The 21,186-nt window shown below is 34.2% G+C and carries 12 protein-coding genes; all 12 read right to left on the bottom strand.

Translation table 11 applies throughout. The features are described 5' to 3' along the window. Window positions 1-129 precede the first annotated feature (129 nt). Window positions 130-2,274, bottom strand: coding sequence for a hypothetical protein (locus DWW96_RS12240; protein ID WP_117910611.1), 2,145 nt, complete (start codon window positions 2,272-2,274; stop codon window positions 130-132). A 359-nt stretch (window positions 2,275-2,633) separates the two neighbouring features. Next, entirely contained in the window at window positions 2,634-3,539 is a 906-nt protein-coding gene (locus tag DWW96_RS12235; protein ID WP_117910610.1) for a glycosyl hydrolase family 17 protein, read from the bottom strand. A gap of 194 nt (window positions 3,540-3,733) precedes the next feature. After that, on the bottom strand, window positions 3,734-6,430 hold the full coding sequence (locus DWW96_RS12230) for a cellobiose phosphorylase (protein ID WP_117910609.1): 2,697 nt from the start codon (window positions 6,428-6,430) through the stop codon (window positions 3,734-3,736). A 178-nt stretch (window positions 6,431-6,608) separates the two neighbouring features. Next, the gene (locus DWW96_RS12225; RefSeq protein WP_117910608.1) at window positions 6,609-9,788 is read right to left on the bottom strand and encodes a cellobiose phosphorylase; all 3,180 of its coding nucleotides are present in this window, start codon (window positions 9,786-9,788) and stop codon (window positions 6,609-6,611) included. Between the two features lie 61 nt (window positions 9,789-9,849). Next, window positions 9,850-10,854 (bottom strand): LacI family DNA-binding transcriptional regulator, encoded by a 1,005-nt coding sequence (locus DWW96_RS12220; protein ID WP_022088818.1) that lies wholly within the window; start codon window positions 10,852-10,854, stop codon window positions 9,850-9,852. Between the two features lie 67 nt (window positions 10,855-10,921). Continuing rightward, complete coding sequence (locus DWW96_RS12215) at window positions 10,922-12,283, bottom strand: family 16 glycosylhydrolase (protein WP_022088817.1); 1,362 nt, start codon at window positions 12,281-12,283, stop codon at window positions 10,922-10,924. Window positions 12,284-12,292: 9 nt separating this feature from the next. Beyond that, complete coding sequence (locus tag DWW96_RS12210; RefSeq protein ID WP_199522696.1) at window positions 12,293-13,309, bottom strand: glycoside hydrolase family 16 protein; 1,017 nt, start codon at window positions 13,307-13,309, stop codon at window positions 12,293-12,295. Between the two features lie 2 nt (window positions 13,310-13,311). Further along, entirely contained in the window at window positions 13,312-14,265 is a 954-nt protein-coding gene (locus DWW96_RS12205; protein WP_022088815.1) for a carbohydrate ABC transporter permease, read from the bottom strand. Next, window positions 14,255-15,739, bottom strand: a complete 1,485-nt coding sequence (locus DWW96_RS12200) for a sugar ABC transporter permease (protein WP_022088814.1) — start codon at window positions 15,737-15,739, stop codon at window positions 14,255-14,257. The genes DWW96_RS12205 and DWW96_RS12200 overlap by 11 nt, the downstream gene beginning before the upstream one ends. Next, window positions 15,739-18,234, bottom strand: a complete 2,496-nt coding sequence (locus tag DWW96_RS12195) for a DUF5696 domain-containing protein (protein WP_117910607.1) — start codon at window positions 18,232-18,234, stop codon at window positions 15,739-15,741. Before DWW96_RS12195 ends, DWW96_RS12200 begins: the two co-directional genes overlap by 1 nt. After that, window positions 18,218-20,290 carry a YIP1 family protein gene (locus tag DWW96_RS12190; protein ID WP_022088812.1) on the bottom strand — a complete coding sequence of 691 codons (2,073 nt, stop codon included), beginning with the start codon at window positions 20,288-20,290 and terminating at the stop codon, window positions 18,218-18,220. Before DWW96_RS12190 ends, DWW96_RS12195 begins: the two co-directional genes overlap by 17 nt. Window positions 20,291-20,303: 13 nt before the next feature. Continuing rightward, window positions 20,304-21,173, bottom strand: a complete 870-nt coding sequence (locus DWW96_RS12185; RefSeq protein WP_022088811.1) for a carbohydrate ABC transporter permease — start codon at window positions 21,171-21,173, stop codon at window positions 20,304-20,306. Window positions 21,174-21,186: the final 13 nt, after the last annotated feature.

Raw genomic sequence — 21,186 nt, 5'->3', positions numbered from 1 at the left:
AATACACAAGTACTGAACATTTTATGACTATTTTAAGCCATTTTATTTACTTTTTTCACAAATAAAAATAGTTCAAAAAAAAGGAGAGTAGTAAAAACTACTCTCCTAAATTAGTTTGGTTGTATTAAATTACTTGTTAGCTATTTTTATTACTTTACTCCATTTACCATATACTTTGCTTCCACTTACTTTCTTGTAAGCTCTTGCTTTTACGTAATATGTCTTGTTAGCTTTTAATTTCTTAACTGTTACTTTTACGCTCTTTGCATTAACTGTAACTGTTGTCTTCTTAGCAAATTTCTTGCTTGTTGATACCTTAACCTGATATCCTGCTACTCCACTTACTTTCTTAAGTACAATTGAAGCTTTCTTTGCTGATTTCTTCTTTGTAGCTTTCTTAATAGCAACTTTCTTAACTGTTACTTTTGCTGGTGCTACTGTTGTAGCAGGAGCTGTTGTTGTTGGTGCTACTGTTGTAGTTGTTGCTGTTTTTGCAGTTGTTGCTGTTTTTGCAGTTGTTGTTTCAGCTGACTTTGTAGTTGTTTCTTCCTGAGCCTTTGTTGTCTCAGGAGCTTCTGTTGTTGTTTCTGTATTTTCTGTTGTTGTTTCAGGGTCTGAAATTTTTGTAATTTCAGGTGCAAAGAATTCGATTGGATTTGTTAAACCTACCCAGCCCATTCCTACTACGAATTCTCCTGTTCCAGATTCTGTTGCTGTAAATTCTCCGGTTAATACCTGTTCTCCACCTACTAATGCAATCTGTGCTTCATTATTTGTTACTAAAACTTTTCCGTCATTTGATTCTGCATTTATCTTCCATGAGATTGAGTATTTTGCTCCCGGTACAAGTCCGCTAAATTCTTTCTTAACCTGTAAGCCCCATGCCTGACCCCAGTTACTTGTCTTCTGCTGAACTTTGATGTGATCTGCGTCTTCTGCATCTACACCTGCAACTGCTGTTGAACCATTCCATGACTGACCAACATAAATTGTATATCCGCCTAATTCACGATCTCCATCTGCATTGAATTCCTGATCCATTGTTATTTCAACAGGTTCCTGCTTTTCTGTTGTTGTTTCAGCTGCTTCTGTTGTTGTTTCAACTGCTTCTGTTGTTGTCTCTGTACTTTCTGTTGTTGTTTCAGCTGCTTCTGTTGTTGTTTCTGTACTTTCTGTTGTTGTTTCAGCTGCTTCTGTTGTTGTTTCAACTGCTTCTGTTGTTGTTTCTGTACTTTCTGTTGTTGGTTCTGTCTCTCCATCCTTTGTAAATGTCATAGTAAATGTCAACTGTGAATTAGCTACAGCATTTCCTAAATTCATAAAGATTACAGGATAATCTGCCTTTGAAACATAATCTAAATTCAATTCATGTGTTCCTTCTTCAAATGTAACATCATTATTTGCTCCGTTTAACTGAAGGTTAGCTCCAAATGTAGCTGTAGAAGTATAAGCAACTTTAACCTTATAATTTACTCCATCTCCACTTGCTTCTAATGGTCCAAATACCTGTTTATCTGCAGGAACTCTTGCCTGTGTATTCCAGTCTCCACCGCCTGCTTCTAAAAATTTAAAGTCAGCTGTTACAGCATTCTTAGTTGCTGTTCCTTTATATTTCATGCTGCCAACAGTAAATACCTGCCATGGCAATGATGTTGTCCACTTACCCTTTGCTGATGAATAGTATCCTTCTGCATCTGCCTGCTGCTCTGTCGTTGTTTCAATTTCTGTTGCTTCTGTACATGTAATTCCTCCAAAATCAAGTACTGTTCCAGATGGAATTCCGCTCAATTCAAGTACCATTCCTGTTGATTCTGAAGTTGCTTTAAACTGAACTGTAACTTCATTTTCACCTTCTTTAATTTCAATACCTGTCTTTATTACTTCAGGTGTCTCAATTTTTTCATAAAGAGTTCCTGCCTGAGATGCTTTAACTTTTAATTTTAAATCATATGTAGTATCTTTTGTTAATCCTGTAACAGTGTGCTTAGCCTGTAATTTCCAACAGCCTGAGTTACCATCTGATGAAATAACCTTTAAGCTTAAGTCGTCAACTGTACTTCCTGCATAAGCCATTTCTCCTGTATTTGATCCCCATTTACCTGCATATAAAGTCCAATCACCTACAGTTACAGTCTTGTCGTCACCTATAGTTGTGTAATCACTCTCTTCATATGCACTTACCTGCAACACCTGATAAGCAGATACGCTTGAAAATACCATTGCTGTTGCACACGCATATGCCAATACCTTTCTTGAAATCTTATTAAATTTCATTTTATTCTCCTTTCAATATTCTGGTTATAAAAACCTTTTTATTACATCCATAATTCTAACACATTATTTTGTGCATTACAACCAATAATATTATGTTTTTTGCGATTAAATTAGCATAATTGCACGGTTAATTTACCTTTATTTGTTTTATTTTTTGTAAAAAACTATTGAAATAATTTTATATTTACATTTCATTTTCAAATAATACTACAACATTTCTAATTATATTGATTAAAAAATATTATTTATAAAAATATTTTTATAAAATAAACTCCGGCATCACTATAAATGTGCAAAATTTCCTTTAAATTAAAAATCTCTCTAACTGCTTTTCAGTAAGAGAGATTTTAATTTATTTTTTATTTTTGCATTACTAACTTTGGTGTTCTGTCCACTCTGAATATTCCCCAGTTCTTCTCTGCTTCATTTGGCCTGTTGCCACCTTTCCAAGGTTCATCAAAAGCTTCAAACATATAAGATATTATTTTTTCTTTGTCTGACCAATCCCAGAATTCTTCATAATATCTCTTCTGATTTTCTTCATTTGCCTGACCTTCCTTCATCTGAGAAAAATCAGCACAATCAGTCGCCCAGCCTACCTCTGAAAAGATAACAGGCTTATCAGGATATAAATCACATATCTTCTTATACCATTCTTTGTTAACTGCCAATGCTTCTTCTACTGTATTTCCATACCAAAGAGGGTATGAATGTACGCTTATAATATCAAGATATTTGGCAAGTTCCTGAAGTTTTACCCATTCAAATGCACCTTCATTAAATGTTACAGGCAAATTTGTTTCTGCTTTTAATCTTTTTGCAAAAGATATTAATCTTTCTACCGGAACATTATTAGCTCCCCACTCAGGAGTATTTTCATTTCCTATAGAAACTGCGTTTATTATGTCACTATTTTCATTTGCAATTCTTATAAGATTATCAATTCGTCTGTCATTAAATTCTGCCCTTTTAGCTAATTCTTCATCAGTATAGACTTCTTTGACCCATGAGCATCCCGGATTATTAACTTCTGAAATCAGTTCAGGTCCGAGCATTACCTTGATTCGCATTCCGCAATCTCTAATAACCTGACATGTCATTTCTGCATAAATAACCGGCGAATACATTCTTATGTATTTAAATCCTTCGCTTTCAATTATTCGTAAATCTTCCTTTATCTCATCATATGTTGGATATGTTTCATTTAATGGACTTTGATTTTCTCTGTACCCTGAATAGCATATTGCTCTTCCCCATTCAAACATTTTCTCTTTTCCTTTCAACTTCCTGATTTTATTTTACAAAAACAATAGTGGAAATTAGCATTGCTTTATTATCATCTCCGTATGTCTCTGTTAGCATTTTATCAATATAGCGGAGAACCCATAGATTCCCCGCTATGCTTTAATCTTTAAATTTACTTCAGTTTTAATATTCAAATCAAAAAAATATAAACTTTCTATTGTAATACAACCACAATATCAGCCTTATCACCAAATTTGTCTACATCTTCTTTTGCAATCGTATCTGTTTCGCCGTATCTTTGTCCGTCAATATAAATAGCTGCAACTTTATAATCGCCTGCGTCTTTACACATGCCATTCTTATAAGTTACATGTATATTTGTACCTCTAAACATACAACTTACTGAAGCTTCTCCATTTTCAAACTGTTTAGCTAAAAGCTTTGGTTTAAATTTAAGCGCTCCGATTTCACCTTTTACTCCATACATTTCATTTAAAACTGTAAGAAGCATCCAGCTTGCAGCCCCTGTAAGGTAATGGTACATTCCTCTTCCACGCTGACTGATATATTCAGGTACTCCCGGATATATTCCACTTACTTTATAGTCATTACAATGTTTAAACAGAGTATTTATAACCTGATATCCTTCTTTTGCAAATCCTCTCTGATATAATGCATTTGCATACATTGTTGCCATGTGACAGAATACTGCTCCATTTTCTTTATGACCATATGCGAATCCAAAAAGTCTTCCAAGATCAGTTTTTACTTCTTTAAAATCAGTGTTCAATCTATATCCACCAACTTTTTCATCATAAAGATATTTATCTGCTGCTGCAGTAATGTCTTTTATCTGTTCTTTAGTTGCTGTTCCTGCCATAATTGTAAACACCTGAGCTGTAATCATCATTCTTACACCGGATTCAAAATCACCATCGACAGCATTTCCATGATTGTCATAGTAACCATTAAACCATGAGTAACCATCTTTACTCTTAATCCATTCTGTATTTCTGATATGCTCTGCTATCCACTGTGACATTCTATTAAGTATTGTACAAAGCTCTGTACATTTTACATTTACTTTTTCACCACTTACACTATGCTTTACCTGTTCACAGTAGCTGTATAACACTTCATGTTTTTCGTCTATACTATCATAAACTGTTGGATCAACATTTAATAATAAAAGCATTTCTTTAGCTAATTCGACAGTTTCATTTCCTGTCATGTCAGCATAACTCTTTATAAGTTTTGCCATATTTCCAAGATTTCCACCATAAAGTGCTGTAAATGCTACACTTTCGCCTCTCTCATCAGCCATATCAAGACCATCGTTCCAGTCAGCCCCTCTAAGTCTAATATGATTATGTTCACCTACATCATAGAAAGATGTCAAATGTTGCATAAGCATATGTTCAAGTACTGTTCCTTCATATACTTCTCCATCATTTGTTAACTGCTTATTTCCCTGTGCATCATTCCACTCTAAGTCTTTCTGTTCACCACGGCAAACCTGCGGATCCTTAAAATATGCATTTTTCTCTGTTAAAAATTCTATATCACCACTTTGTTCAATGTATAACTCCGTTGTCAGATATGGCCATGCGCCATGATCCATCCATACTCTTGTGATATTATTTCTATCAGCAATAAATTCGCCCTGCTTAGAACCGATAATTGTTGCATTTGTTCCATCTAATCTGACTCCACCAAAATTATCAATTAACATGCCACGAACTTTAGCCGGTTCCATAATTAAGAGTGCAAGGCAATCCTGCCATAAATCTCTCCATCCTCTTCCACCTTTTCCATAATCATGGTGTGGTAAGAATGAACATCCATAAATTCTTCTTAGCATCGGTTGGAAGTTTACCCAATGCATCCAATTGTCAAATTCCTTGTCTGCTGAACTATAACTTACATTTATTTTTTTCTGCCAGAATTCCTTTGTTTCCTCTAAATATTTATCAAATTCTTCCACAGATAAATACTTTTTACTTAGTTCATTTATATCATTCATTGATTCGCCGTAACCTAAAGCTACTACGAAAGTTCTTGACTGTTTTGGCATTAATGTTACTTTTTCAAACTGCATTGCTGCTACAGTTTCGTAACCGTCAACTTCTTCTCCTGCCTTGTATGGTAATGGCATGTTTTTCATCACATAATATGGATTTTCAAAATTTCCACCATCTCCTATAAATTCTTCTGTAACAGGGCAGAAACTTTCAGGATTAACCATTTTCTCAAATCCTGTCATTTTAGCTAATGCCGCATAATAAACTTTATTAAGGTTATGACCTCTTTCGTCAAATGTTAATGTAGGATTAATTACTACACCGTCTTTTATTGTGTATGTTCTATGTAATAATGATGTAACGTGTCTATGGTCACGAATGTTTGACGCAGAACGTGCATACATAGGTATTGCTACTGTAGGTGTAAATTCTACTTCTCCCTCTGTATTGTTAGTAATTACAATCTTAGTAAGTTCTACTTTATCATCAGTAGAAGGTACAAATGATGTAATTTTAGCTGACAATCCAAATTCATCTGATTTTCTTTCTATTTCATGCCACATAATACCTGCAGTTAATTTCACATCATCTTTTTTATCTGTAAACAACTGTGCCTGTTGCATTGCAGATCTACCTGTAACAGACCATGCTCCTTTTCCTTCAACATAAACCCAGAAATTTCTGCTTGATTTGTTATTATGTAAATTTTCACTACTTACAGGCTCTAACAAAAATGTATTCTGATCTAACTTAATGTCACCACCTAAATCAGGAGTAATTGCACTCATCATTCCTGCTTCATTTGCAAGTGGAAAATACATATAACTTGTTAAATCAGGATTGTCCAGTGTAAATGTACCTTTTTTATCTATATATTTAAGACTTCCCATTTCTTCTCCTCTTTCTAATATACTCAAGTAAGCGTTCGCAAAAACCACAGCCCGTATCCTTTGTATGTCTTTATAAGTGTGTAAACTGTTAATTTTTTATAAAAATTTGCGTTTTTTGCAATCACTATTCACACAAAAGGCGGACACCCTCCTGGATCTCCGCCTATTCATTTAGCATCTATTTAAAATAAACAGTAATCTTGTCTACTTTTCCATCACGTACAGCTTCTGCTAATTCGCCTGTAATCTTATTTTCAGTAGAAACTACTTTTCCGTCTATTTCTACTTTATCAACTACTGCTGCATCAGCACCATATGTATCTTTTCCTGTGTTGTTTACATATGTTACATCACAAGTTGATAATAATCTGAATGTAGCCTTTCCTTCATCAAATAACCATTTTGCAAGCTTTGGTGTGAAGTTAAGTACTAATTCTCCATTTTCATATGTAAATACTTTTCCACCTGTAAACATTTCAATCCACATTGAAATCATTTCTGTTGTAGAACCTGAAAGTCTTGCAACAAAACCTCTTCCGTGAATGTCTTCATTTGGATTTGCACTTGATGCGATAAATGATGAATTTTCAAGAATACTTCTTCCATACATATTTGGATCTAAGAATGGAACTAACGCTCTTGTTACTGTTTCGTAGAATTCATCATATAATCCCGCTTTAATCATTGCCAACATATATTTATATTCCATATGAAGGAATACATTTTCTCTTTCCTGCCATCCTGGTGTAAATGCACGGCAACGTCCATTTTCCATTGAGCATTCTTCGATTGAAGCTGATGTCTTATACATTCCAAGTTTGCTATCGTAAATATCTGTCTTTTTAACATTATTAAACATTTCACGTGCTGTGTCTGTATCAACATATCCCATCATTCTTGCAGGTCCTTCAAGGAAGGCTGGAAGTGGAACTGCCTTAAAGCCTTTAACTTTAGCTTTCTGTAATCCATAATGACTCATTACAGGATTTCCATCAGCATCTACAACTGGTTCAAAGTCAGTTACTTCATGTGTAAAGTATGTAGGAACTACGCCTTCACCAATTTCAACTGCTTTTGCAATGCCTTTTTCAATCTTAGCTTCAAATGCTTTGAAGATTTCAACTATTTCTGATTTAGCAAGAGCTGTTTCTTCTCCACTAAAGTAAAGTTTAATTGTTTCTCTATAATTTTCTCTGATTGTTGCAACTGCATCCCAATATTCAAAATCGTTAAGTTCGCCTGCATTTGCCTTATCTAATGTAGCCTTAACATCTCTTAAATACTTAGCAATTTCAGCAGGCATTACGATTTTGCCTTCGCCTTCGAAATTGTCAATGATGAAGTTTACAAGTCTCTTTAATTCAAATGTTTCAGGTGTACCTGAACCAAATAATCCAGGAAGTCCGTTCATGGCATCATTCCATCCCGGTTTTCCACCTTCCATTTCAACACCCATTCCGTCAACATCAAGCTGAGCGAATTTGCTAAGTGCTAAAATAATCATCTTAACTGATAATGTTGTCATATATGGCTTCTGGTCTTTTGTCTGTAACCAATTTGTAGCCCATTTATTAAATCCAGGTCTTGCAAGTTTTTCTTCATCTTCAACTTCCATACCATACTGACGTACAGCACCTTTGTTGTTAATTACGTATTTTTCATCACGTGGTACAACTGTTGCTACACTGTCATAGAATTTATATGTTTTGTCTTCGAATAAGAACTCATCAATCTTATCTGGGAAAATGCTTAAGTAGTTGTCTACTAAATCCATATTGTAATCCCAGTGATCACTCCAATAACCTTCAGCAAATCCTGCTTCAATGTTCTGATTACAGTTATTTAAAATATTTGCAATGAATTCTCCATCATCAATCTTAAGTTCTAACTGAAGTTTTGCAATTGTGTTTGAAATCTGTCCCGGTGTAAATTTACCTGCAACAATTTCCTTAATTGCTGTAGCATCACCGTTAATTGATTCTTCAACATAAGCCTGAACTTCATCTTCTTTTCCTTCAATTACATTGAAAAGACTTGGTCTTACTTCAAGTGGATTGTATCCATCTGCCTGAATAAGACTAAAGAATGTCTTAACATTGAAGTCACCAACGTCCTTCTTGAAGAATACATCATTTCTTCTGTTCTGAGATACATCTCTGAAGTTACCATTACCCTGTGAATAATATTCAGCAGCGATTGAGAAAAAGTTGTAATCTCTTTCAGGGTCACCATGTTTTCTACTGAACAAGTGAATTACTGACTTATTTCCATCTTTGTTTAATACATATGGATATCCACCTCTTAAGAAGTTATCTAAGTAACACTGTTCTACATACTGGTCAAATATTCCGGCTGCTGTCTTTGTCTTAATATCTGAAGTGAAGCTATCTGCTAATTCTTCTGCTTCTTCAAATTTCTTATCTAAATAACCAGGTACTGTGAAATCTGCAAGTTTAGCATTAATCTGTTCAACTGAACCTGCAAAACCAATCATTGTTGAGAATGAGAAGTCTTCCCCGGCTTTAATTTCTGCCTTAAATGGAGTAAATCCACAAGGTACTTTATTAGCAAAACACTGTTTCTTTGCTAATACTTTATCAATTCCACCTTCTACAAAATTAACAGGTTTCATAAGAGATAAGTCATAACCATACACTGTATCTACATCATAGATTACGTCCTGTAATTCATTATCCTTAATTGTTAAATAGTAGTAACCACCTTCAACGTCTGATACTTCAGCTGAATCCTTTGTTGAAGCTCTAAGTGTATAATATGGAACTTTGTTTTCAAGGTTCTTAATGTCTGCCCAGCTTTTAAATAAGTTAGACATTTCCTTAAATTCACCATTTGCAATTCCGTATGTAATAATCTTTGGAAGACCATCTACGATTTCGATGTTCTTAGCCTTATCTCCTGTATTCTTAACAGAAACCTGTCTTACAAGAGCTCCGATACTTTCATTTGGAAGTACATAGTAATTTACTGTAACCTCAATACCATATTTAGTATTATTTTCAATAATCTTGAAACTGTTTTTATTCATTCTGATTGAACGTTTTGCATCATCTTCATACTGGAAAAATGGTTCATAGTACTGTCCATCAATTTTTAAGAATGTTCTAAAACCTTTTACCTGTGTGTTTTCAAATGCTGTATTAGCTGAGTTAAATTCCATAATGGCATTTCCCTTGTTGCCAATACCAAAACTATTCATTCCCTGTCCTCTGTTAGTGTAGAATGTCCACATTGGAATTCCTTTAACACCTGCAAGACCTGGCAAAAAGCTTGAAAAAGCCGGCATTCTATCATAATCATCTATAACAAAAGTCTTACCTTCAAGTCTGTAGTTACTCATTTTATTACTCCTTTTTTTATCATTATATTTATCTTTATGCTTACGCTAATAATTTTCTTTTTTATCTTTCTTTTGCTCTACCACATGAGCTTCTATAAACCATTTTTGGTGATAATTTAGTTACTGTTCCATTCTTATCATCATCTGATTTGAGCAATCTGAAAAGCTCATTTGCGCTTACACTACCCATTTCTGCAATTGGGCTGTGTACTGTTGTAAGAGGTACTCCATAATAAGGACTAATTGTACTGTCATCATATCCGATAACACTTACATCTTCAGGTACTCTCACACCGATATCCTGAAATGCCTGAATAACGCCCCATGCCATTTCATCATTTGCACAGAACATAGCATCCGGGATATCAATTCCTTTTGATAACAGTGATCTCATTTCACTGTACGCAAGTGATTCCTCATAATATCCTCTGACTTCTAATTCCTTATCGATTGGGAGATTGTTCTTTTCCATCATCTCCGCATATCCGGCATAACGATGTTCATCGTCACCGCTTTCGTTACCATGCATGTAACCGATTCTCTTATGACCAAGTTTAATCAAATGGTCAACTGCCATAGATGCTCCTAATTTGTCATCTACAAATACTCCTGAAATATTTTTTCCCTTACAATTTCTATCAATAAATACCATTGGAATATTAACTGTTGCAATTCGCTTTACATAATCGCCTGTTAAATCTTCATGATAAATTATTGCTCCTGCTACGCCTGATGCAATTATCATACGATATATTTCATCCGGTGAGTTGTCATTACTTACATATATGTTTAATAAGTAATCGTTTAATTTGCATTGCAAATGAATTGCCTGTGTTAAAACCTTATAGAAATCTCCCTGTAAACTTGTTACAAATAATCCTATTGTATTCTTTCTATTAGATTTTAATAACTTTGCATTCATATTAGGGATATAATGCAATTTTTCAACCGCCTCTAATACTTTCTGTTTTGTATCTTCACTTACGATGTCAGCATTGTTAAATACATTAGAAACCGTAGATATTGCAACTCCTGCTTCTCTAGCAACATCTTTAATTGTAACCATGTTATTCCCTCCTAAGGTTTTATTATATCTGTCACCCGCCACTTAACGGGTGACAGTCAATTTTATCTTACTGATATACTCTTACATAGTCAACATAATAGTAGTCTTCATATGTCTGAATATTTCCATTTGTTCCTGTTAATGTCCATCCATTTGTTGTAACTGTTCCTGCAGCGTTACCACCGATTGCACAGTTAAGAATGAAGAAGAATGAATGATCAAATACCCAAGCTTCATTGAAAATACTTGCACTGAATTTTGAAGGATCATATACACCAACTACTCTTCCATCTACCATGAATGTGATTGAATTTTCATTCCATTCTGCTGTATATGTATGGAAATCTGCTGCTGCAGTAGCCTGTGTAAGACCTGTGTCATAATTCTTATTTCCATGAGATGTTGACTGGTTATTAAAATATGGGCAATGGATTGTCTGTGGAACTCCACCGTTCATTGCTTCTAAAATATCAATTTCACCACATAATGGCCATGTTTTTGTATCATTGTTTGCTCCAAGCATCCATCCTGCTGACCAAGTACCTTTTGCTTTAGATGCCTTTGCTCTTATTTCCATTCTACCATAAGTAAATTCTCTTTTACCTTTAGTATTAATTCTTGTTGATGAGCAATATACAGGTTTCTTAGCAACTAAATCATATTCCATTCTAGGAATAATTACTAAACAACCATTTTCAAATTTAATGTTCTTTCCTTCTGTATAATCCTGAAATTCTTCATTACCCCATCCATTTGCTCCTGTTTCATATTTCCATGAATTGAGGTCTAAACTTGTTCCATTAAATTCATCTGACCAAGTCAACTTCCAAGTTTTTACGCTTGCAACATTTGAATATTCGCTACTAGCAATTGCTTTTTTGCCTGCTTTAGCATAAGCTTTTACTTTATAGTAATATGTTGCACCACCGGCTACATTCTTAATTGTAGTTTTTGTTTTTTTACCTTTTTTTACTGTAGCAACCTTCTTAAATCCCTTGTTCTTATTTGTTGATTTGTAGATATAATAACCTGTTGCTCCTTTTACTTTCTTCCAAGATACAGTAACGTTTGAAGCTGTTTCTGTACTTGAAGCAATGCTAGCCTTAACACCTTTTACCTTAGTTGGTGTAACAGTAACCTTAACTGTTGCTGTTCCGGCACTTGATGATAATTTAATTTTTGCAATACCGGCTTTTTTACCTTTTACTGAACCTTTGCTGTTAACTGAAGCAACTTTGCTATTGCTTGTAGAGTATTTAACTCCCTTTGCTAATGTAGCGATACCATATGATTCGCCTATTGAAATAGTTGTCTTTTTGCCTGTCAAAACCTTGATAGCTGCATCTGTTTGAGTTGGCATAACACCAATTATAGAAACAACCATTAATAATGATAAAACAACTGATGCGATTTTTTTCATTGCTTTCATTTGCGCCTCCTATTTTTCTTTTTCTGCCAAAGCGCTTATAACGTCGCTTTGATATACACGAACATAATCTACCTGCATCTGCTGTGGAAGGCATTCATCATCTGTTCCTGAACTTCCACCCCAGCTTCCGCCGTAAGCTATATTCATTATAAGATGAAATTCCTTATCAAAAGGCCATTCATCTTTTGTTACATTTTTACTATTTCCAACATATTCATCGGGATCGTAAGTAAATATTGTTTCACCATCCACGGTAAATATTAATTTGTCCGGGAGCCATTCGAATCCATATGTATGAAATTCTTCGCTAACACCCTCGACTTTTTTTGCCCAACCTTTATTAGAGCCATCCAATCCATTGTATTTTTGACAATGCACATTTGAATGAATAATATTTTGCAAATATCCAACATGTTCCATTATGTCAATTTCTCCTGACATAGGCCATCCACCATATTCAGTAGTACTTGATGGAAGCATCCATATCGCGGGCCATGTTCCTTTTCCTTTAGGTAATTTTGCTTTAATTTCAAATTTACCATATCGGAAATCAGCTTTTCCTTTTGTTTTAATTCGGGCTGACGTATACATATCTTTCCCGAATTCATCCTGTTCTTTTCTAAGTTCGATTGTAAGCTTACCATCTTTTACCCAGGCATTTCCTTTGTCTGTGTATTTTTGCAGTTCGCCATTTCCCCAACCGCCCTGGCCTTTACCTATATCGTAAGTCCATTTGCTTTCATCAGGGAGTCCTTCGTAATCAAACTCATCTGACCATACAAGTTTGTAATTCAAACTATTATAGTCATAATCAAATCCATCCGCTTTTACATAATAATCAGCCGGTTTTGTTTCACCGTAATCATCATATCTGTCCGGAATACTATTTGCTATTCTTTCTTTGACTGTCTGAGTCTCTGTTTTATCTTTCGTATTATTTGTTTGGCTTTTATCAGAAGACTGGCAGGCCACCACAGCAAAAGCTGTGGCGAATATCATACATATTGCTGTCAGTTTTCGTTTCATTTTTATTCTCCTGTAATACCTGCGTTTTCAATACCTTCAATAAACTGTCTCTGTACGAGTGCATATAACAATAACAATGGAGCTATTGAAATTAATGTTGCCGCCATCTTACTTGCTTCATTTACACTACCTACATCGCTAGTTGTAAGATTGTTATCAAATAATGTTAACTGATTTGGTACCAACTCAATTGAATTACGCATCAATGTACTTGTTGAATATGTTTCATTCCAGTTAAATACGAATGCGAACATAAATACTACAAGAATTGTTGAAAGTGATAATCTGATTGCTACATGATAGAATACCTTTAATGCTCCAGCACCATCAATCATAGCTGCTTCATCTAATGATTTTGGAATCATATTGAAGAAGTTATAGAAAATCAAAATCAAAATTGTTGAATATGTTCCCTGTCCTAAAATAGACATTAAAAGCTGTGGAATGATAGTTCCTATTAATTTAACACCGATTGCAGTATTTAATGAATCTAACATGATAATTCTAGGTACTGTAAGGAGTGGTACCGGAAGGATAAATGCTAATACTATCATTCCAAACCATAATCCTTTACCTTTAAATGAATATCTTGATAAAGCAAATCCTGTTGTAGCAGAAACAATAGTCTGACCAAGTGCAAACAATGCTGAAACCCAAATTGAGTTAATCAATGAATGACTTACATCCAAAGTATTTGCTGCTTCTTTAAAGTTGCTTAATGTAAAATGCTTTGCAATCCATGTAATTGATGGATCAATCAAATCCTTAGCTGACATGATTGATTTTGATATCATTTCAAATATCGGCTCTAAGTATACAAATCCTATACAAATAAGAAGGAAATATATAGCAATTTTAGAAATAACATGAACAGCTTTTAATTTCTTTAATTTTGCAAAACTAAACTTATTCATTTTAGTCAAATCAATAACTGATTGATCATTTTTACTTGCCATATTTCTTTGCCTCCTTCTTTGCATATCTGTTTTGTTTCTTTAATCTCTTCATCTGCTGTTTTTCAAGTTTAGCCAATTTCTTTTCCTGTCTCTTTCTGTCTTTAATGTCTTTTGGCTTTCTTTCCTTAAATAACAATAAAACAAATCCTACAATTATTAATACGATTATACTGTAAATCCATGCATATGTTGCTGCATATCCTAAACCACTCGCCGTATCACCGGTCTGTTCAAGAATCAAGGTGTATACAGGGTTGATAGCTTCGTAAGTACCTAACTGAATTACTGTGAAGATTGTAATAATCATTCCAATCTGTCTTAACATTGGAATTGTAATCTTCCACATTATCTGCCAAGCATTAGCTGAGTCAATCTTAGCTGCTTCATAAATACTTACATTAATTTTCTGCAAACCGTTAATAAACAAAACGATTGGGATACCAGTAAACCATAAAATTATTGATAACTGATCAAATACCTGAGCAAGTGTTGTTGCTAATGGTGCTGAGTAACTCTGAATCATCTGCATAATGAAGATGTTTGAGTACTGATCAGCCGCATCAACTGCACCACTTACTTTCTGTGTAGCTTCTGCTGCCGCATTCTGTACATCAAGTAACTGTGACATTACAGGACCTGACATAATAATTACGGGCAGGAAGTAAATTGTTCTAAGTAATCCCTTACCTGTCTTAATCTTATTAAGAAGATACGCAATGATAAATGATAATACAACTACAATGAATGTATATGGAATTATCATCTTCAAATAACTAAGTAACGCTGGTAAGAAATCTGAGTTCTTAATAAACGCTGTTATATAGTTATTAATTCCTGCAAACTTAAGTACATAACCTGTTGCTGCTTTCTTAACGTTCATAAAACTCAAGAAAATAGTTGCAACAAACGGGAATAATGTAAAAAGTAAAAATCCTACAATCCAAGGTGCCATAAAAGCATATCCATATTTATTCTGTCTATGCTGATATGTCTGCATTTTCTTTTTGCCTTTTTCCTTTGGCTGTACTTTCTTTTGTTTAGTTTCTTTTTTATTTACGGCTTTTGCTTCTTCCTTTGCAGCTTTTTCTGCAGCCTTTAATGCTGCCTTTTCTGCTCTGGCTTCTGCTTTGCTCATTTTTTCTTCTTTTTCAATCTTAGCCAGTTTTTCTTCTATTATGGAATCACCACGGACAGGTTCTTCTTCCGGCTGAGATTTTTCTTCTTCTTTTTCTTTAGCTTCTTCCTCTTCTTCGTCTCTAAGACTTTTCATCTGAGCTCGAAGACTTGAACTTTGGGCTTTCTGTGGTTGAGTTATTTCTACAGATGCAATTTCTTCATCTGTAACAACACTTTCAACTTTTTCATCTTTCTCTGCTACAGTGTTTTCCACTGTAGCAGTTGTCTGTGTATCTACTGTTTCTGTCTTTGCTTCTTCAATATCTGAAGGTGTTACAATCTTATTTTCGTCTGCCATTAATTTACACCTCCTTCAATTACTGCTGCACTCTGGGCAGGAACTGATTCACCGTTTATTGTTACTTCTTCATCTGTATAGTTGATGATTACTGTCTTTTCTCCATCATTTGATGTGTACTCATTAGCAATTACACCATCATCTAATACTTTTCTTCCAATCCATTCGCATCCCTTAACCTTTGATAACACATCATTTACTGTTGTGTAAATTGTATTAATCAAATCTTCATACTGATCGAACTCTGTTGAGTAGTAATCACACGATGTTGTTGATGCAAGTAAGTATGAAGGCTTCTGTGTTAACACGAATGAAGGTGAAATATTATAATCAATCATCTTCAACATGTCAGCCTGTGAATAGAATGAGAAGTTTGAATATGGTGCGTATACTTCCATTGTTCCATTTAATACCATCTGTAAGAAAGGAACTGAATCAGTTTCATATACATACTGAGATGTTCCTACAGGTGACTGTAAGTAACGGTCTGTATATTTCCATAAGTACTGATTTGGGCTATCCATATTAACTGTTGCCCCATTCTTCTTAATTTTTTCAAATGCTTTTTCATATAAGTTAATTGCCTGTGTAACAGTTGTTGTAGGTCCTGTACTGCTATGTGAGCTTAATAATGTATTTGAAATACCTTTAACTGTTATTGAATTATTGTAATCACTAATTCTTTCGTATAAACTTGTCAACCAGTTTGCTGACTTTGTAGGTAATGCAAAACTAAAGTCAGTTACAGGTGAGTTTTCAGGCAATACTTTTGATTTATCTACTGTTAAATACTGAGTATTTAAATGCTTAGCTGCATTTCCATAGTAGTTAATCATCTTACTGTTAATTGATACGAAATCTCTTGAGAATGAAATATCAATTTCCTTGTCGCTAAATTCTTTCATAAGATCTTTGAATTTGCCTTTTTTACCAATGTCCTTTGAGAACTTCCAATCACTTGGTTTTGCTAATGTTTCACCATTTTTCTGCCATCCCATAAGACCTGAATTAATATTTGTTATTCCATCTCCAATTAACTTATCTAAAATTTTCTTAACATCATCTGTTGTTGTTACGGCAACTTCCTGTGTTCCAAATACACCTTTTTTAGAATCTGACATTAAGAAATCAATTCTCATTGGGATATCTCCCTCTTCATCTTCCTTAACTGTCAATATTCCTTCTTCGATAAGATGTTCTCTGTATGCTTTTGCCATTCCTGTATAATCAGCTGCAAGTTCGCCGTTACTTCCATCTCCGTAAAGGAAATCGTATGTCATATCAATATCAAATTCATTTGCCTTATCCTGAGTCTTACGATAAGCATCACCTGCCTGGTTTGTAACCTGGTAGAATTCTGTATTGTAAGAGAATTTAGGATATGCATATGTATATCTGATTTTATTCTTGTCCGTAGATGATGGAGTTGCAATAATTGTCATAAATTCATCGCCACTATCTGCATATGCAACAAACGCTGACTGAGTTCCATCACCTTGTGAAACGCCAAATACAGGCATTACCGGATCTTCAAGTGGAACTGAATCATCAAGTGCACTGTAGTAATACATATAACTTGATAAATCACTTCCATAAACATCTCCTGTGTAATCACTGAACTTTGATGTATTTTCTGCGAATCTGATTAAACTTCCACTTCCATCAGGTACAAATACATAACCAGGTGTTAAATATTTTTTTTGAAGGTCTGTCCAATCTTTTTCTTTTTCATTATATACAGTTTGTACACCACCACTTGCTCCTAAGAAAGGAGTAATTGATATTGATGAAAGTTTCTTAATACCCTTACCTGAAATTCCATCGTAAGGAATATTGTAATTGATGCTTCCGTCATCACCTAAAGTAATCATAACTTCAACACCAATTTCAGCTTTATCAAATACAGCATTTAATTTCCACTGTTTTCCATTAGAACCACTTACTTCTTCAAGTGATGAATCACCATCTTTATCATCATATGATGCTGAAGCGTATGTAGTTGTTGTCATACTTTCTCCGCTTCCTTTGAAACATTCAATTGAAATTAATGAATTAGCAATTCCAGTGTACTGTTCATTCATTGATTCTTCAATTGGAGTATTGGCAATTTCTCTAACCTGAACTTTAGTCATTTTCCATTTTTCTGCTAGTCTTTCAACTGTATAATGGCCTTCACCATTTACTGCATCTTTAGCATCTTCAACCTGCTTTTTAAACGGAACGTCTAAACCTGTTTTCCAGACATATCCTGTTGCCTTATCTTCAATAGCAAATATATCTCTGTCTTCTCTATAATAATATGCAACCTTATCAGACTCATATATTTTTTCAAAAGCTGAAGAAACACTCATTGCTGACTTTGATCTTTCAGGTGCCTTTCTTGTATCTCTGTTTGTATTAAGATAGGAACCATTTACTGCAACTCCTGCTGAAAGGACTGTTATGAGAGATGCTGATATTATTTTATTTATAACTTTTTTATTTACCTGTAACATTTCTTATAATCTCCTTTCCTATTGTAATTAAGAAGCCTGATAACTGTTCCCACATGATAATTACGATAAGTACTACGATTGCTGCAATGAGCATAAATACAAATGTAATAATCAAACTTACTACTGTTTCTTTAAAACTGTAATCATGTACAGTTGATAATCCCTGGAATACCAGTACTAATGACCAGCCGATACCAACAATTAAGATTACTGTAAGAATGAATGCTTCATTATATGTCAAACCATAAGACATAACAATTACTGCTATCATTGATATTAAAGCAGGAATTGCACCATATGCAGGAATCATATAAACCTGCTTAAATGTTCCATCACCATCTGTAATTGATGTAACAAGATAGTTACAAATAACAAATAAAATTACGATTGCGAAGAAACCGATTACTACTGCGCTGATATCCATATCTTCAATATCTGTGTACTGATAAATAAATCCTTTGCTTGTCTTATAAATCATATAAACAATAAAGAATACTATGTATATAATACTTGCAGCGATAACTGAACCATTCTTTCCTACACGGATATCATAATATCTGTCAATTGGGTGTTTACATATCTTAAATGCATATCCTAACTCTCCAATTACAGGCACTTCTTTTAACTTCTTACCGAGGGCTCTCTTTTTCTTCTTTAATACTTTCTTTCTGTCAATTAAAACAATCAATACTTTTACAACAATAAGAATAAAGATGATAAGCATTACCCACCATAAATTGTTCTGAATTACTTCATTACGAACTTCCCAGAATGCATTTGAATAATCGTTTCTGTTTCCGGCAATTTCAAAATGTTCCATTGCGTCTGAATATTCTTCTGCATTGTAATATGCTTTACCTACACCATTGTGTGCAAGTACTGACATCTGGTTTAATCGAAGAACTGTTGACCAGTCTTCAAGTGATGCTGCATATTCACCATTTTCATATTCATCTAAGGCTTTATAAATTGTCTTAGCATAATCTGTTGGAATAAATGACTGTAAATATCCTTTATCTCCATCTGCTGTCCAAATATTATAATTATTATCTGTAGCAATTGTTGTAAGTGATGAGAATAAACCTGAAATATCAAGGTTCTTTACATTTGCGCCAAAATCAAAAATCAATTCTCCTGATTTTGTGTAAACTGTAATATATCCTGTAGTATCACTTGCATAAATTATTCCTCTGTCATCAACTGAAACATCTGTCAAACTTGCATGCGCCGCAACAGCGTTTTGGAACATGTTTCCACCGTTTGTACTATGTTTCTTTAATAAGTCATCACCTTTTCCCATACTTGTTGTATAAACAGTACCTGTCTCATCAACATAAATATTAGAAAATGTAGGTGGTGCTGTGTTTAACAGTGCAGATTTTTCTTCCTGCTCTTTTGTATAAATAGCTTTCAAGAATGCCTGCTGTGGTGTCAATCTTGTTTTATTTGATGTAAAATATCCAAGAAATTCACCTGTATAACTCAACTGAATTATACCTGTATTAACACCTTCTGACACGATAAAGATGTTTCCACCTTTATCAACTGCCACTTTACTTGGTTCGTAGTTTGTGTCACCAAATATTGGAGCTGTTGGAGTTTCAAATGCTGTCAAGTAATTGTAATTTGAATCAAATTTGAAAACAGCTTTTTCTCCGCCATCAGCAACATAAAGTGTTCCATCATCTGTACGGAATATACCCTTAGGAGTTGTAAATCCTTTGAAATCTGTTCCCTTGTAAATATCATCATCACCTGAGATTATATGTAAAACCTTCTCTGAATTTAAATCGTATATTACAATTCTTGTATTTCCTGTATCGCAGATGTACATAATATTGTTTTCATCAATTATTATGTCTGAAGGATTTTTCAATCCTAAATTAGTAATTGTTCTATCTGGCAAGTAAGCATCCTGTGTTCTTACACGCTCATTGTTATCATCCAAAGTGTATGTATAACTTGTAGCCTGGGATGCACTAACCGGAAGAACTGTCATTATCATCATCATTAATGCCATTATAAACACTAATGGTTTCTTCATATTTCTCTTCATCTTCCGGTCCTCCTTACTTAATACCTGAATGGCTCATAGTGTTCATAACCTGAGACTGCATACAGATAAAGATAATCAGGTTAGGTACAAACAATATCATCGAAGCTGCTGCTGAAATACCAGCCGCTGCAACTACGTTATTAACACTGATAGAGTTTACATAGTAGTTTAATGTTCTCAATGTTTCATTTGTAATGTAGTTGTTTGATGATTCTACGTTGTTCCATACTGCCTGGAATGTAAGCACAATAGATGTAGCCAAAGCAGGTCTTGTTAATGGAATAATAACTTTTCTTAAAATAGTAATATCTCCTGCGCCATCAACTACGGCTGCTTCTATTAAAGCATCAGGTATACCATCAACGAACTGCTTAACTAAGAACAAACCTACCGGCATTGCAATCAAAGGCAAAATATGTGCAAGCCATGTATTGTAAATTCCTAATTTAACAATAATAATAAATCTTGGAATGGCAACAGCTGTCATTACGAACATAAGGGCTGCCTGGTTGATTTCCCATAAAGCACCTTTAATCTTAAATTTCTTTTTTGAGAATACATATGCTGCCATTATTGTAATAATTACATTCAAGATTACTGTAAGAACTGTTACAATAAGTGAGTTCAAAAAGTATCTTGACATTGGAATACCTGTAGCTCCTGCTAAGTTAAACAGATTCTTAAAGTTATCCAATGTTGGATTGTGAACAAAAATTGTTGGTGGGAATCTAAACAATTCACCTAAAGGCTTAAACGCCTGACATATTATAAAAATTACAGGGAGTATCATAAATATTGACAATGGAAATGCAATAATGTGGAATTTTATTTGCCCTGTTGAAAATCTTGTTGGGTTAATTCTATTACCTTGAAAATTTGCCATTCTATTTCTCCTC

Source organism: Eubacterium sp. AF17-7 (genome assembly GCF_003461285.1).
Classification (GTDB): Bacteria; Bacillota; Clostridia; order Lachnospirales; family Lachnospiraceae; genus Eubacterium_U; species Eubacterium_U album.
The sequence above is the reverse complement of the archived record's forward strand: the minus strand, read 5'-3'. Positions and strand labels throughout refer to the sequence as shown.